Below are 13,863 nucleotides of genomic sequence, written 5' to 3'. Positions count from 1 at the left end.
GCATTAATAGCCGTGCCGAACCTGCGACAGGAAGGCCTTGGCACGATCGTGGTCGGGATTCGAAAAAAAGCTGTCGGGGGTGGTGTCTTCGAGAATCACGCCTTCGTCGAAGAAGATGATCCGATCGGCGACTTCGCGCGCGAAGCCCATCTCGTGGGTGACGACCAGCATGGTAATGCCGCTATAAGCCAGTTCGCGCATCACGGCGAGAACCTCGTTGACCATTTCCGGGTCGAGCGCCGAGGTCGGCTCGTCAAACAGCAGGACCTTGGGGTCCATCGCCAGGGCACGCGCAATCGCCACCCGTTGCTGCTGGCCGCCGGAGAGCTGGACCGGGTACTTGCTGGCCTGGGTCTTCAGACCAACCCGTTCGAGCAGGTTCATCGCCTTGGCCTCGGCGGCTGCCCTGGGCATCTTGCGGACGCGCATCGGCGCCAGCGCGACGTTGCGCAGGATCGTCAGATGCGAGAACAGATTGAAACTCTGGAAAACCATTCCTACCTCGCGGCGAATGGCATCGAGATTCTTCAGATTGTCGTTGAGAACGATGCCATCGATGATGATCTCGCCGGAATCATGCGTTTCGAGGCGATTCAGCGTGCGCAGGAAAGTCGACTTCCCCGAACCGGACGGCCCGACAATGGCCGTGACCTGCCCCTCGTAGAAGGTCGCCGAAACGTCCTTGAGCGCATGGAAGGCACCGAATCGCTTGTCGACCTTGCGCGTTTCGATGATTGGTCGGAGTGTGGCCTCGCTGTTCATGTCATCGCCCTTGCTAACGCTTCTGGCCAACATCGAGCTGCGCTTCGAGCGCCGCCGTGAGCGTCGTAAACGCGGTGGTCAGGATCAGGTAAATGGCGGCAATGGTGATGAACACCGGGATCGGCTGATAGCTCTCGGCCTGGATCCGGTAGCCGACCATGGTCAGTTCGACGACGCTGATCGCGTAAGCCAGCGACGAATCCTTGACCAGCGACGCCAGGTTGTTGGCCAGCGCCGGCAGCGCGACGCGCATGCTCTGCGGCAACACCACGTCCATGAAGGTCTGAAAGGGCGTCAGGCCGAGTGCCCGCGCGGCTTCGACCTGGCCATGCGGCACCGCGAGAATGCCGGCGCGGACGCATTCGGTGTTGTACGCCCCGATGTTCAGCGACAGGGCAATCGCGGCACAGGCAAAGTCGGACAGCTCGACGCCCTCCGGCATGATCTCCGGAAACGCCAGCCAGACGAACAGAATCTGCAACAGCAAAGGCGTACCGCGGATCAGCCAGACATAGCTGTCGCACAGCCAGCGCAGTGGCCAGAAACGGGATAGCTTGCCGAGTCCGGCGAGGACACCGATCACGACCCCGGCGACGCCGGCGATCAACGTCAGGCCGACGGTGATTCTGGCCCCGTCTGCGAATTGCTGCGCCGCCGGGCCGATCGGCGCCGGTGCCGCGGCGAGCGGCAGCGCCATCCCCCAGAGAAAAACGAGCAGCCCGATCATCGCGGCGAACATCGCCCAGCCCGGATATTTCCTGGTCCAGTTCATCAGTTCATCAGTTCATGTGGACTGGTTTTCAGGAACGGCAGGAAATGTCTTCCTTGAAATACTTCTCGGACAGCGCCTTGTAGGTGCCGTCCTTCATCACCTCGACCAGCGCCTGATTGAGTTTGTCTGCGAGTTCCTTGTTGTTCTTGCGCAGGATCATCGAGACACGCTCGACAAACACCATTTCGCCAGCCGTAATGCCGGCGTCGGGATTCTTGTCGAGAGTCGCTTTGACCGTGAACTTGTCGGAAATCCAGGCATCGACCTTCTTGGCGCGCAGCGCGGAGAACGCTTCAGGGTCGCCCTTGTAGGTCTTGACGTTCTTGAGCCCCTTGATCTTCCTGGCGGCATCGGCGTAGGTGGTGGCGAGTTGCACGCCGACGGTCTTGCCATTGAGCGATGCCACGGTCAGTGGGCCATCCTTGGCCGCGGCGATCTGTCCGCCGGTACAGTAATGCGGATTGGCGAAATCGACCGACTTGGCACGCTCTTCGGTATACCCGTGCGAGGCAATCGCAAAATCGAAACGATCCTGCTTGAGTGCCGCCAACTGCGCATCGAAGGCGACCACCTTCCATTCGAGTTTCAAGCCGAGCTTCTTGGCGATGGCTTCGGCCAGATCCACTTCAAAACCGGTCAGCTTGGGGCCGTCGTAATAATTGAAGGGCTGGAAACCGCCTTCAGTGGCCGCAAGGATGGTCCCGGAACTCTTGATCACCTCCCATTCGCGGGCCTGTGAAGGACCGCCGAGCATCAGCGAGAGCGGAATGACGACACTCAATAACCTGGCTAAGAAACGCATGACATCTCCTGTTGATAAAGTCAAAGTTCGTGGAACAAGGGATTGCCGTCACGCCATGACCCGTACTACCCTGGCCAAGTTGGCGAAAAAGCAGTGAAGAGTACAACAAACAGGGTCGATGAGGCGCAAGAATCACAATGCCGGCAGCACGCGCAAAGCAGCGGCTGGCGGCATTCCGGCAAGCGCGGCGCCAGGTGACGTCTAACGGTCATGACTTTTCCAGGCCCCCCCGATCATGAAAGTCATGACCGTTTCCCTCTCCCCCGACCCCTCCCCCGCGAGGGGGGAGGGAGATTCGTGAGTCGCATACGCGACTTTCACATTAACGGTCATGACTTTTCCAGGCACCCCCGATCATGAAAGTACGCCGGCGGCGGCCAGCAGTTGCGCGCCGTGGCAGATCGCGGCGAGCGGCTTGCCGGCATGGGCGAAATCAGAATTTTCAATTCGAGCTGTGCGGGCGTGTCAGCCGGATCACATGCCAGCCGGCAAAGCTTTCCGTCAGTGCGCTTTCGGCGTTGGTCAGGAAATAGACCTCGGCATTCGCGGCCGGGGGCAGCAGGCCGTTCAGTCGGGAAAAGTCCCGCGGTGCATAGGGCGTGATGCGGCCCGTCTGCAGCCGGTCGGACCATTCGTGGACGACGCTTTTCTCCGTGCTCAGGAAAAACTGCGTATATCGCCGCCGGCCCAGATCGTCCAGCACGGAGGCAACCTGAGGCCAGACTTCGAGCATGGGATAGGAGCTATCCACGACCACCACGACTTGACGCGGGTGGGTCTGCAGGTAGCCATGGTAGCCTGCGCCGAGCCCAGCAAAAGTCGTGACGGCCAGTGCCAGCCAGGTGCGCAGAGCAGACATGGCCGGCTTACATCTGCGCGTTCAACAGCGAACCGATCTTGTAGCCGATGTCGCCCTCGCCGGCATTCAGATTGGCCGCCTCGACGAGACCCGACAGGCGTGCCAGTTCCTTGATGTCAGCCTCGTAGCCCACGGCATAGATCGGAATATTCAGTCCTTTGATGATCATTCGCATGTCGTCGAAACTCATGCCCTGGTTGGTTTCGCCGTCGGTGAGCACGAACAGCATGGGCTGCACGTCCGGGTGTGTGGCCTTCTCCTTGACGAGCAGCGACAGGGCTACCGCGATGCCGTCGTACATCGCGGTGCCACCGGCGGCATCGATCTGTGCGATCGCCGTGCGCAGCGTGGCTTTCTGGCGTAGATCGAAAGGCTTGATCGGCACCACCTCGGTCACCTTGTCGTTGAACAGCACCATGCCTATCGAATTGCTCGCGGCAATCAGGTCGGAGCCCTGCAGCAGGGCCTGTTTGACGTTGCGCAGCCGGCTGCCCTGCATGGAACCGCTGATGTCACACAAGAATACCGCTGCGACCGGCCGGCTCTGGTTCTTGGCCTTTTTCCAGAGTTTTTGTACCTGCGCGATCATCTCTCCGGGCGGCGCTGCAAAGGGGGTTTTATGGTCCATGGGCGAATTAAAGCCATACTTGGCTGCGTTCGCCTGATATTTCTGCTGTGTCGCGAACGCCGCGAAGCGCTTCAGTACTTCGACGCGCTCGGCGGGAATCTTGCCCAGCGCGTAGAGTGGGTTGTCGTGGCGTTCGCCGAACGGCACGAATTCGTAGCCGCTGCTCAATTCCGGCATGTTTGCGAAGGTCTGGCGCTCCATCACGAAGGCGTCGAGCGAGCCGCCACTCTGTACCGAATCGCGCATTTGCAGGGTGGTGATGGCGACGAAGGGCACCTTGCTTTGAAAGCCCTCGAACGCGCTTTCCACGTCCGGCGCCAGCATGCGCGCGGTTTCGCCGCCGGCGAAGGTCTGCAGCACCGTGAGGAGGAAATTCAGGCCGGTCGTGCTCGCATAGGGATCGGTGTAGCCCATCACGATGCGCTCCTGTACGGTCGCGTCGATGAGCATTTTGACGTCCAGTTGGCCGCCCGCGGTGCGTAGCTTGTCGGCTTTATCCTTTTTCAGCACGACGCCCGCAAGATTGCCGGCCAGACGCTCACTGATCGGCGTGACCGCCATGCCGCTCGCGGCCGTCATGCGTATCCACAGATGCGAGGATGGGGTATAGGCGTCGGGAACATATTTGCGCGAGGCGATGAACTGGTAGGCGGTGCCGGAGGCGATGTTGCGCACGCGGACCTGAGCACGCCGGCCGTCGGCAAGCTTCTCGTTCGCGGCATTGAAATCGCGCGCAACCTCGGTCAGCCAGCCATCGCTGCCATTGCCGGATTTTTCGATCGAACTGAATATTTCGGCCACCACGTCACCGGCGCCAGCGGCCGGCTCCACGACGACCGGGAATTTTGCGATGTCGGGTAGTGTATCGGCCAGCGTGGCCGGCGCGCCGACAGGCAGATTGACCTGCGCACGCACCGGACGGGTGTCATAGGCCACGCGCTGCACGTGCTTTGCGAGTTCGGCGTGGGCCTGCTCGCTGGTCAATGGCTGGGAACGATCCGGCCCGCAAGCCGACAGCAGCAAGGTCAGGAGTGCGCCAAGAAGGATGCCGAACGCGCCTGGAGAGGAATTGTTCATGATCTACCTTTCGGTGAGTGGCCTGTGCCGAGCCAGTCGGCCCGCTTGAGCAGCGGCGAGCCGTTCATCTCTTGCCCGGCGGCCGTGCGCCGTCCGCCGCATAGCGGCCGGTCTGGCTTGCCAGTCGTTCGAGTTCCGCGATGGCCGTGCGGGTGTCGAGTTCGCTGCGATCCTTGCCGGTATGCGTATTGGCGAATGCTGTCGCCACCCTGGTCAGCGCGGTAATCGCGGCTTCGTTCTGGGCCAGCAGGTCGGCCGCTTTCTCGAATTGGCCGGCGTGCAAGCGCTTGCGTTCGTGCCATGCACCGGCGCTGTCCGGGTGTGTGCCGGCAGCGTGCATTTCGCGCAGGCGCTGGTCGAGATAGTCGGCATCCCTGCTGCTTACGCTGCGCAAACCCAAAGCCAGTTCGTGCAGGTTATCCAGCGCCGCGAGATAGACCTTGTCGGCCGTTGCGAGATAGCGGTCGAAGGTGAGTTCGCCGGCGTCCAGCCGCCGGCCCAGCACGATGGCCAGGGTACGGCGCTGGTCGCACAGGATGCTCAATTGTTCGACGCCGCGGCGGGCATCCGCGTGGCGCGCGCCAAGTTCGCGCAATTCGGCCGCCAGCGGAGCAATGTCATCGGCGGGGGCGGTGCGCGCATTTTCCTGGGCAGCGCGTGCAGCCAGGACCGGCCAAAGCACCAGCAGTCCGGCGCCCAGCGCCAGCGCGACGATGTGGATCGCGGCGGACGGCGCGAACCACGCGGCAAACGCCCATTCCAGAAAGCCCGTCACGGCCAGCACGAACCCACTGCGCGGATCGCGCAGCAAGCTCCGGAGAGCACGCGGCGCCAGTGGATTCATGCGCCGTTCTGGTCAGGTGTGTGCCAGTCATCCGCTGCAGCATTGCCCTGCTGCAGCGCGCGCACGCTACCTGCGGCCGCAACGGCGATGCGGTCCATTTCGAGAATCGACTTCGCCATTTCAGGCAGCGCCGCGCGGCGGAAACTGGCTAGCGCGTCCAGGGCTGCCCGCACGTCGGAGAAGGCCTTGCGCAGCACCTCCAGATCAAGCTGGGTAGCAGCAGCCTGACGATGGATGTCCACCCCCTGGCTTTTCAGGCGCGCGGCGGTGGCGCCAATCAACTTGTTGGTGGTGTCGGTGATGGTCTGCACCTTGTCCAGCACGATCTTCTGGTTCGCCAGTGCGAGCGCAAGCGCCACAGCAGTTTGCAGCGCATTCACCGTCACATTGACGGCGCGATCCACACCACGCATCAGTTCCCGGTTATTGCGCACGATGACTTCGGTGGTGAGGTAGCCTTGCTGGCCCACGAGCAACTGTTGCTGCATGTCCTGGATGCGCTGCCGCAGCGGGAACAGCAATTCCTCGGCGACGAATCTGGCCTGTGCCGTGTCGGGTTCGATCTGCGTGGCGAGCCGCTGTTCAAGTTCCGCATCCACCAGCCGCGATAGCCCTATCGAATGTTCCAGCCGCTCGGCGAGGGCATGCATCTCCTTCTGATCGCCCTGCAAGGTGAGGTTGTCGCGCCGCAACTGCTCCTTCCCGGCACGCAGTGACTGCAAAATGCGGTCGATGACCGTCGAAACGCTTTCATAACGAGAAAAATAGCGCTTGAGCGGCGTGCCTATCCCCGGAATGTAGCCGATCAGGCGTGTGGCGAATCCCGGCTCCAGATCGAAGCGGGCGGGATCGAGTTCCTCCACGCGGTCGCGCAGCGCGAGCAATGCCTGGGCCACGTCGCCGCCGTCTTCGGCGCGCCCGGCCAGCGCGCGCAGCGGCTCCTTGAGCATCGCGCTGCGACGGGCGAGTTCGGCCTGTTCGAGATGGCCGAGATGTTCCACCTCATCACGCCCGGCCGCCTGTTGTGCGGCTGCCCGCTCCAGCAGGTGGTCGACGAATTGTCGCGCCTGCACCACAAGCGGGTCCGCAGCGGGCGAAGCGGCGGCAAGATCCGGCACGGATTGCCGGGGACTGTGGCCGGCGGGTTTGGAAGGATCGGAACTCATTGCCTGGCAGCCTTCATAAAATGCGCGCGGACGCTAAGCTCAAGCGGGAATCGCGGCAATGCAGGCCCATCCTGCTTGCACCCGTCCCCGACACTTGCGGGACTACGTCAGCATTCTATCCCAGCGACGAGAGTAGATGTTTCCCATCCAGTGGCGGTCCATCGTCGATTCTGCCCTCGCTGAGCCTCACGAAGTGAATCCGTGCCAGCAGCAGCGAACGTACTGCCACCACCCGCTGTCAATCCACCATCTGCGCCAGGCGCGCATCTGTCCGGAGGTTCGACATGTCCCACTCGCCATTCAATACGCTGTCTCGCTTCACGCCTCCCGGCCAATCGGAGGTTCTGTTCTATTCCTTGCCGGCACTGGCGGCTGCCGAGATTGGCAATGTGCCTCGTTTACCGGTGTCGCTACGCATCGTTCTCGAAGCGCTGTTGCGTCACTGCGATGGCCAGCGCGTCAGCGAGCAACACATCCTCGAACTTGCCGAGTGGCAGCCGCGCGCACGCCGCAGCGAGGAGATTCCCTTCGTCGTCGCGCGCGTCGTGCTGCAGGATTTCACTGGCGTGCCATTGCTCTGCGATCTCGCAGCGATGCGGCAGGTGGCGCAGGCGCGCGGACTCGACCCGCGGCGCATCGAGCCGCTGGTGCCGGTCGACCTGGTCGTCGACCACTCGGTACAGGTCGATTACTACGGCACGCCACAGGCGCTGCAGCAGAACATGACTCTCGAGTTCGAGCGCAACCGCGAACGCTATCAGTTCATGAAATGGGGAATGCAGGCTTTCGAGACCTTCCGCGTCGTGCCGCCGGGAGTGGGCATCGTCCACCAGGTCAATCTCGAACATCTGTTCCACGGCGTTCGTCAGCAGGCAATGCGGGAAGCGGGTACAGGGCGCGCCGAGGGACGGCTGTGCTTTCCCGACACGCTGGTCGGCACGGACTCGCACACCACGATGATCAATGCCGTCGGCGTCGTCGGCTGGGGGGTCGGCGGCATCGAGGCAGAAGCAGCGATGCTCGGGCAGCCCGTTTATTTCCTGACCCCGGACGTAGTTGGCGTCGAACTCAGCGGCCGCCTGCGCGAAGGCGTCACCGCCACCGATCTGGTGCTGACGGTAACCGAGCTGTTGCGCCGTGAGAAAGTGGTCGGCACCTTTGTCGAGTACTTCGGCGAGGGAGCCAGCACGCTGTCGGTGACCGACCGCGCGACGCTGGCCAACATGGCACCGGAGTACGGGGCGACGATGGGCTTTTTCCCGGTCGACGAGAAGACCATCGACTATATGCGCAGCAGCGGCCGCAGCGAAGCGGATTGTGTGCTCTTCGAGGCCTATTTCCGGGCACAGGGATTGTTCGGCATTCCGCGCGCCGGCCAGATCGATTACTCGCGTACCGTCCGCCTCGATCTGGCCAGCATCGTCCCCTCACTGGCCGGCCCCAAGCGGCCGCAGGACCGCATCGCGCTGCCCGAGATGGCGAGCCGCTTCAATACCCTGCTGAGCGCACCCGAGTCGGCCGACGGCTTCGCTCGCCCACCCGAGACCCTGCGACAGCGCTACGCGACCGGGCGGCCCGGCGTCGATCTCGGCCATGGCGACGTGCTGATCGCGGCGATCACCTCATGCACCAATACCAGCAATCCGGCAGTGATGATCGCCGCCGGATTGCTGGCGAAGAAGGCCGTCGACAAAGGCCTGCGCGTGCAGCCGCACATCAAGACCTCGCTGGCTCCCGGCTCGCGGGTGGTCACCGATTATCTGGAAAAGGCTGGCCTCCTGGAGCCGCTCGCCAAACTCGGCTTCGCGCTCGCCGGTTACGGCTGCACGACCTGTATCGGCAATGCCGGCGACCTCGACCCGGCGTTCAACCAGGCGATTACCGATCACCAGCTCGTCGCCGCCGCGGTGCTCTCGGGTAACCGCAACTTCGAAGCGCGCATCCATCCCAATCTGCGCGCCAATTACCTCGCTTCGCCGCCGCTGGTCGTGGCTTTTGCAATCGCCGGCCGGGCCAATATCGACCTCGACAGCGAAGCGCTGGGTCGCGGTGCCGACGGCCAGCCGGTCTATCTGCGCGAGATCTGGCCGAGCTCGCAAGAGATCGACGCCGTGCTGCCGTTCGCGCTCGATCCCGAGACCTTCCGCCGGCGTTACGCCGACGTCGGCGCCGACCAGGATCTCTGGAAAGCCATTCCGGCGCCGGCCGGCGAGGTCTACGACTGGCCACCATCGACCTACATCGCCCGCCCGCCGTTCTTCGAACTGCCAGCGCAGCTTGCCGGCAACATTCGCGGCGCGCGGGCGCTGCTGATCCTCGGCGACTCGGTCACTACCGACCATATCTCGCCGGCCGGTTCGTTCGGCGAGCACACGCCGGCCGGGCAGTGGCTCACCCAGCAGGGAGTCAAACGCGTCGACTTCAACTCCTACGGCGCCCGCCGCGGCCACCATGAGGTGATGATGCGCGGCACCTTCGCCAATGTGCGCATCCGTAACCTGATGCTGCCGGCCGACGCCGAAGGACGCCAGCCACAGGGCGGCTACACGCTGTTCGACGGCCAGCAGACGACGGTCTTCGCCGCCGCGATGCGCCATCTCGAGCGTGGCACGCCGACGCTGATCTTCGCCGGCGAGGAGTATGGAACCGGGTCGTCACGCGACTGGGCCGCCAAGGGAACCCGCCTGCTCGGCGTGCGGGCGGTGATCGCGCGCAGCTACGAACGAATCCACCGTGCCAATCTGGTCGGCATGGGCGTACTGCCACTGCAGTTCGTTGCCGACGATTCGGTGACTTCTCTGGGCCTGCGCGGCGACGAGACCTTCGACATCCTCGGCATCGGCCCGAGCCTGTTGCCGATGCAGGCGCTCACCCTGGTGATCGAGCGCGCCAACGGCGAACGCAGCGAACGCCCGTTGCTGTGCCGCATCGACACGGCGATCGAGGTCAGTTACTACCGATCGGGCGGCATCCTGCCCTACGTTCTCGGCGAACTGCTCGGAGCACCTGCGGGAAACACGACCGACTAATTGCTGCAGAATGGCTATGTTGAAATCTCATATAATTGCGCGCTATCCAACCCCTGCACACCTGCCTCCTTTGACCAGACAAGCGGACATATTCAGCTCTTCCATCGTCGCGGTAGGTGCCTTCAATCCGGCCATTTTCACGCCGGACTGGCTAGAGCGAAACAATCTGATCGGAACAGACGACCTGGACGGTGCGCGGAACGACGCGTCTTTGATAGTTTCGCACCAGGTTTGTGCGTTCGAAACCGACTGGTTTGCGCTTCAGGTGTTCGAAGAGCAGTTTTCGCTGACCAGCAAGGGACCTTTGACCCCGGCGTTTGCGGACTTGGCAATCGGGATCCTGTCCTTGGTGCCGCACACACCAATCACTGCTGTCGGGCTAAATTTCCTCGGACATTACCGGCTAGCCAGCAAGGATGAGTACCACCGAGTCGGCGACGTATTGGCACCAAAAACCATTTGGAACGGTCTTTACCCCGAAAAGCACGCTACCACCGGCCTGGTCGATCTGACAATGCTCATCCAGCGCACCGACAAGAGCCGGAACCCCGTATCCGGTGATGAGAAGCGGATTTCCGTCCAGCCTTCTACCAAGGTTCGTTGCGGGGTTTTTTTCGCCTACAACGATCACCATGTCGTTGCCTCCAGCAATGACGCCGTAACTGCCGCCGAGGTTGCATCCGATACCATCGCTTTGAACTGGGAGACATCTTGGCAAGACGCCGTTCGGGTATTTGATGGTATTCTTTCGCAGGCTCTGGCTGGATAACCACCAAACATGCTAGTCCAGACCACTAGTCCAGCGCGCAGGGGCCGTAGCTCCCGCATCGCCGACCCGTTCGACTTCCAGAGCGAGCCTGTAGCTCCGAAACCCGTTGAAGTCGTGCGAAGTTCCACCGTGTTCTACGATCGGACGGACTTGGCGAGCAGTGTCTCGCAGCGCGCCGAAAAGGCGTTCTTGGCGCCATTGCCTGTCAAGTCGGTCGGAACCCAGGTTGACACTGATGCCTCAGTGATCCAGATCTGGGAAGGCCGCGTACTGAGCGTGGACTTGCAGAGTGAGGTGATGAGCGTCCTCTTGTCTGCAAGAATTGGGCAGGTTGCTGACCATACCGCTGAAATCGACCTGCAATGGGTGGCCGACCAAGACCGTGATCTGGTCCAGCCCGGTGCCGTGTTTTACCTGACTCTCTTCAAACGACTGCGCCGGGGCAGCGTAGAGAACGCGCAGGAACTGCGGTTTCGGCGGCGGCCGGCCTGGTCCAGGCAGCAGATCCAGCGTATCCAGGCAGACGCGGCAATGATACGTTCGAAGATGAAGGCTCGGCCAATCGCTGAATGAGTGATTACGGCAGCGGTCCTGCTCACGACGAGCTGGAAATCACGCTCTTCGGGCCTGGCTTCGGTGAAGCGATCGCGGTCCATCTCGGCGAAAACAACTGGCTGCTGGTCGATTCCTGCATCGATCCCGCAACCAAAGGCCCGGCAACCCACGCATACCTCCAGGCCATCGGTGTTCAGCCCAAGCATGTCAAGACTATCGTAGCATCGCACTGGCATGACGATCACGTGCGAGGCATGTCCCGGCTGGCTGCGCACTACCCGGATGCCGAGTTTATGTTGTCCGCTGTGTTCAACAGCGACGAGGCTTCTGCTTTCCTCGCAGCCTATGGGGGATCAGCGGCCCCCGGCTTGGCACGTGGCGCAAAGGAACTGTTTTCTGTGGTCGCCCAGCGAGCAGAGGTCAGTTTTCTACAGCAACGCTTCTCTGTACTGGAGTTGTCCGCAAATGGTCGGAACGTTCGAGTATCGGCACTCTCGCCAGTCCCAGCTGCTTTCGCCCAATCCCTGGCCCATTTCGCCCAGTATCTACCGCGAAATGTAGCGCAAATCAACCACGCACCGGACCTGCGCCCCAACCACGAAGCGGTGGTGCTACACATTGACTTTGACGGGGATGCGGCGTTGTTAGGCTCTGACTTGGAAAGCCATCCTACCTGCGGTTGGGGCGCGGTGGTGTCCAACGCCTGGTGCGCCGCTCGGCCTACGGGTTCAGCTTACAAAGTGGCGCACCATGGCTCCTATTCTGGTGACCACCCGAACATTTGGGCCACGCTGCTCGGGGAAAATCCGACCGCTTGCCTGACCCCGTTTAACCGAGGTCATAGGTTACCGTCTGATGAAGACAAGGCCCGCATCAAAGCCAATACGGCAATTGCTTATTTGAGTTCCGGAGCAACGCGCCGGCCGGAAATGGACGCGGCGGTGTTGAAGCGGCTGGAAGACATCTGCAAGAAGGTTTCACGGGTTAATTCAGGCTTTGGCGCGATCCGGCTGCGAAAGTTGCCAGCAGCGAACTGGGCCGTGGAACTCTTCGGGGCGGCCTGCGCTTTGTAGGGCAGCAGAAAAAACTGTGCTGGAAGGCGTAAGAGTCTGCTTTGGAGGGCTATCTCCACTGTTCTATAGTCGCAATGCGCCATCTGCACCCTTCACCAACCAGAAATTTCGCGTAAGGCCTGCGCGTGCAGCCGCACATCAAGACCTCGCTGGCTCCCGGCTCGCGGATGGTCACCGATTATCTGGAAAAGGCCGGCCTCCTGGAGCCGCTCGCCGAACTCGGCTTCGCGCTCGCCGGTTACGGCTGCACGACCTGTATCGGCAATGCCGGCGACTTCGACCCGGCGTTCAACCAGGCTCCTACCTGGCCGCGCCGCGAAACGCCAACAGCCTATACCCGGCGATGCCCGCCGCCGTGGCCGATCTGCTGGGCCGATGCCTGCAAGTCGACGTCGCCGCGCTCGAACGGCCCCATGCCCGCCCCTTCAGGCCGTGGCCGCGCTCGATGCCGACGGGCTCAACAACCTGGCGCTCTCGTTCCGCGATCTGGGCCGTGACGAACCAAAACCCATGCCGCCATGGCCGACATCCAGGGACGGCGCGGCAGCAATGCCCAAGCCCTGACTTCCCTGACACGGCGGTGCTGGATCTTTCCGCCGGCGACCGGCTGCTGTTATGCACCGACGGCCTGACCAACATGCTCGGCGACTGCGAAATTCGTCGGCACCGGCACCGACGATGCCGGCGACGCCCTCGACCGTCGCGTCGAATTCCGGGTGTCGACTGCTGAGGCCCCCCGGCTGCGGCGCCCGACCGGCGCCGCAGCCAAAGCCGTGCTCTCAGAGGCGTCGCCGTCCGCGCCGGGTCAGCACCAGCGCTCCGATGCCCATGGCGCCGAGGAGCAGCGAAGCGGGCTCGGGAACGCGCTCGGGGAAAGCGCGGATCTCGCCACCGGGGAACTTGCTGGTATGGATGTTGAAGTACGCCGTGCCGGCATCGAGGCCGGCAAACAGCGCAGTGCGCGCGCCGGCAACGGTCGCGCCACCGAAGTTGTTGATGAACGCGCTGGTGAAGCTGCTGGCCAGGTCGAGGTCGATGAGCGCCGAGTAGGAGCCCGCCGATACGCCCACAGGAAAGCCGGGCAGCGTGCCCGGGGTCACTGCCACGCCGATCGTTCCGGTACCGGCGGTTGCCGTACAACAGTGGATGTGCGCAATCGTCGTCGTTCCGGACAGGCCGGTGAAATCGGCGTGGATCGACAGATCGTTGGTCGCATCATCGAACTTGAGCTTGACGATACCGGACCCGGTGGCGCCCAGGGCTTCGGGGCCAAGATCAGCGGCGTAGGTGTAGACGGTGGCCGAGGCCAGGCTGGAAGTCAGGCTCAGGGTTGCCGCCAGAAAACAGGATTGCCATGAACGTGTACGCATCGGGTAGTCTCCTTTGTCAGGCTGGTTGTCCGCATGGCGAGCCTCACGGCCGCCGCGTGCGGGGGTCGAGCGGACGCGCGATCGACCAACCGGCACCTTCGCGCGATTCGGGCAGCCCGCCCCCGTGCAGACTGAAGCAAGATCCGCACCATTGTTG

The 13,863-nt window shown here is 62.7% G+C and carries 12 protein-coding genes and 2 pseudogenes; 5 read left to right on the top strand and 9 right to left on the bottom strand.

Translation table 11 applies throughout. The features are described 5' to 3' along the window. Positions 1-3: 3 nt before the first annotated feature. The 8 genes and pseudogenes from V5B59_RS19860 to V5B59_RS19825 form a co-directional block, all read right to left on the bottom strand. Positions 4-762 carry an amino acid ABC transporter ATP-binding protein gene (locus V5B59_RS19860; protein ID WP_211203346.1) on the bottom strand — a complete coding sequence of 253 codons (759 nt, stop codon included), beginning with the start codon at positions 760-762 and terminating at the stop codon, positions 4-6. A 13-nt stretch (positions 763-775) separates the two neighbouring features. Beyond that, positions 776-1,534 (bottom strand): amino acid ABC transporter permease, encoded by a 759-nt coding sequence (locus tag V5B59_RS19855; RefSeq protein ID WP_169069901.1) that lies wholly within the window; start codon positions 1,532-1,534, stop codon positions 776-778. Between the two features lie 28 nt (positions 1,535-1,562). Next, positions 1,563-2,336 carry an ABC transporter substrate-binding protein gene (locus V5B59_RS19850; RefSeq protein WP_169069902.1) on the bottom strand — a complete coding sequence of 258 codons (774 nt, stop codon included), beginning with the start codon at positions 2,334-2,336 and terminating at the stop codon, positions 1,563-1,565. Between the two features lie 360 nt (positions 2,337-2,696). Next, a pseudogene (locus V5B59_RS19845) lies at positions 2,697-2,768 on the bottom strand (protease); the annotation flags it as partial. Positions 2,769-2,778: 10 nt separating this feature from the next. Further along, a complete protein-coding gene (locus V5B59_RS19840; RefSeq protein WP_034910513.1) occupies positions 2,779-3,195 on the bottom strand; it encodes a hypothetical protein in 417 nt (138 codons plus the stop codon). Between the two features lie 7 nt (positions 3,196-3,202). Further along, positions 3,203-4,900: a VWA domain-containing protein gene (locus V5B59_RS19835; RefSeq protein WP_169071113.1), complete on the bottom strand. Its 1,698-nt coding sequence runs from the start codon at positions 4,898-4,900 to the stop codon at positions 3,203-3,205. A 64-nt stretch (positions 4,901-4,964) separates the two neighbouring features. After that, positions 4,965-5,744: a hypothetical protein gene (locus tag V5B59_RS19830; protein WP_169071114.1), complete on the bottom strand. Its 780-nt coding sequence runs from the start codon at positions 5,742-5,744 to the stop codon at positions 4,965-4,967. After that, on the bottom strand, positions 5,741-6,910 hold the full coding sequence (locus V5B59_RS19825) for a toxic anion resistance protein (RefSeq protein ID WP_169071115.1): 1,170 nt from the start codon (positions 6,908-6,910) through the stop codon (positions 5,741-5,743). Before V5B59_RS19825 ends, V5B59_RS19830 begins: the two co-directional genes overlap by 4 nt. Positions 6,911-7,194: 284 nt before the next feature. Between V5B59_RS19825 and acnA the strand changes: the two genes are divergently transcribed. The 5 genes and pseudogenes from acnA to V5B59_RS26325 all read left to right on the top strand — a co-directional run. Then, on the top strand, positions 7,195-9,939 hold the full coding sequence (acnA, locus tag V5B59_RS19820) for an aconitate hydratase AcnA (RefSeq protein ID WP_169071116.1): 2,745 nt from the start codon (positions 7,195-7,197) through the stop codon (positions 9,937-9,939). Positions 9,940-9,955: 16 nt separating this feature from the next. Further along, positions 9,956-10,708 (top strand): hypothetical protein, encoded by a 753-nt coding sequence (locus V5B59_RS19815; protein WP_332352254.1) that lies wholly within the window; start codon positions 9,956-9,958, stop codon positions 10,706-10,708. Between the two features lie 243 nt (positions 10,709-10,951). Beyond that, positions 10,952-11,281: a hypothetical protein gene (locus V5B59_RS19810; protein WP_169071118.1), complete on the top strand. Its 330-nt coding sequence runs from the start codon at positions 10,952-10,954 to the stop codon at positions 11,279-11,281. Then, complete coding sequence (locus tag V5B59_RS19805) at positions 11,278-12,336, top strand: MBL fold metallo-hydrolase (RefSeq protein ID WP_169071119.1); 1,059 nt, start codon at positions 11,278-11,280, stop codon at positions 12,334-12,336. Before V5B59_RS19810 ends, V5B59_RS19805 begins: the two co-directional genes overlap by 4 nt. 116 nt (positions 12,337-12,452) lie before the next feature. After that, positions 12,453-12,635 (top strand): annotated as a pseudogene (locus V5B59_RS26325) (aconitase family protein); the annotation flags it as partial. A 480-nt stretch (positions 12,636-13,115) separates the two neighbouring features. On the opposite strand, the gene V5B59_RS19795 reads toward V5B59_RS26325, so the two are convergent. Then, positions 13,116-13,706, bottom strand: coding sequence for a CHRD domain-containing protein (locus V5B59_RS19795; protein ID WP_034909861.1), 591 nt, complete (start codon positions 13,704-13,706; stop codon positions 13,116-13,118). Positions 13,707-13,863: the final 157 nt, after the last annotated feature.

Source organism: Candidatus Accumulibacter contiguus, from assembly GCF_036625285.1.
GTDB lineage: Bacteria > Pseudomonadota > Gammaproteobacteria > Burkholderiales > Rhodocyclaceae > Accumulibacter > Accumulibacter contiguus.
The sequence above is the reverse complement of the archived record's forward strand: the minus strand, read 5'-3'. Positions and strand labels throughout refer to the sequence as shown.